This window comes from Mycobacterium talmoniae (genome assembly GCF_001854525.1).
Taxonomy (GTDB): Bacteria; Actinomycetota; Actinomycetes; order Mycobacteriales; family Mycobacteriaceae; genus Mycobacterium; species Mycobacterium talmoniae.
On sequence record NZ_MLQM01000334.1, the window covers coordinates 1 to 1,411 of the forward strand.

General features: G+C 70.8%; 1 protein-coding gene and 1 pseudogene. Both read left to right on the plus strand.

Going from position 1 to position 1,411, the window contains the following annotated elements; genetic code table 11:
* Positions 1–229 (plus strand): annotated as a pseudogene (locus BKN37_RS29665) (Hsp70 family protein); the annotation flags it as partial.
* A 158-nt stretch (positions 230–387) separates the two neighbouring features.
* The coding region (locus BKN37_RS27150; protein ID WP_131823730.1) for a DUF7159 family protein at positions 388–1,411 on the plus strand (1,024 nt) is incomplete at its 3' end.

A 1,411-nucleotide genomic window follows, 5' to 3' on the forward strand; every position in this document is an offset into this window, starting at 1 on the left:
ACCGCCCACCACGACAACCACCACGACCACCACCCCGCCGACCACGACCACCACGCCGCCGACGACGTCCACCACCACCACGACCACCGGGGTGCCGATGACGACGGACTACCTGACGCTGCCGTTCGTGCCGGTCCCGATACCGGTACAGGTGCCGCAGAACCAGGCGCCGCAGCAGCAGAATCCGTTCAATCCCCCTGGTGGGGGCTCCTACGGCGGATTCCCGTGACCACGGAGCCGTGCCGCAGGGGGCGAGTAGGGTTGTGGACACCGGGTCAGCGGGGATCCGCGCCGCCTGATCGAAACGTCATCAACGTCAGCACATCTCTTAGGCGGTAGTCGGCGTCGGACTCCCCGGCTGTGGGCTTGCCACGCGTGGGAGGTGTTGTGGACATCGTTCTTGGGGTGTCGCTGGCGCCTCCGACCGTCCGGCTGGTGCTGGTGGAGGGCGAGCACGCCAACGGGGTGACCGTCGACCAGGACGACTTCACCGTCGAGGACACCGAGGCGACCACCGACCGGGTGGTCTCGGCGGTGCTGGGCACCCGGGAAAGCGCCCGCGCGGGCGGGTATCGGCTGACCTCGGCCGGGGTGACGGTCAGCGACCAGGCGCAGGCCGCCGCGCTGCGCGATGCGCTGGCCGCGCACAAGGTCGACAACGTGATGCTGGTGTCGGCGTTTTTGGCCGCCGCCGCGCTGGCCCAAACGGTGGGCGGTGCGCTCGGCCAGGAGCGCACCGCGTTGCTGTTCGTCGAACCCAGCGCGGCGACGGTGGCAGTGGTCGATTCCTCGGACGGTTCGATCCTCGAGGCGCATCACCGGGCGCTGCCCGGCGACGACGACGAGGCCCTGACCGAGCTGGGCGCGCTGGTCGGCGGCATCGACCGGCTGGAATCGGACCCCGACGGCGTCTTTGTGGTGGGCTCCGGGGTGAATGTCGCGATGATCAAGCCGACCCTGGAGGCCGCCACCGCGCTGGCGGTCAGCGTGCCCGAGGAGCCCGACATGGCGTTGGCGCGGGGTGCGGCGTTGGCCAGCGCGCAGGCACCGTTGTTTGCGTCGTCGACGCGGGCGGTGGCGTGGGCACGGGATCCGGGCACCGGCGAGGTCGACAAGAACCTGGCCAACCTCCAGTACGCGTACGTCCCGGCCGGCCGGGACGACTACGACGACGGGCTGGCCTACAGCGCCGTCGGCGACGAGGACGAGGCGGTGACCACCGCCTTCGATGTCGACGAGCAGCGGGGAATACCGCTGCTGCTAGCGGGCAGCGCGTTGGTGACGCTGTTCGTGATCGGGGTGGTCGCCCTGGTGATCGCGTTGGCGTCCGATATGCGCCCGTCGGCGAATCTGCGACCCAACGCCGGCGGCAACGTCATCGCCCCGACCCAACGGGCGCCGCAGCCCGCCC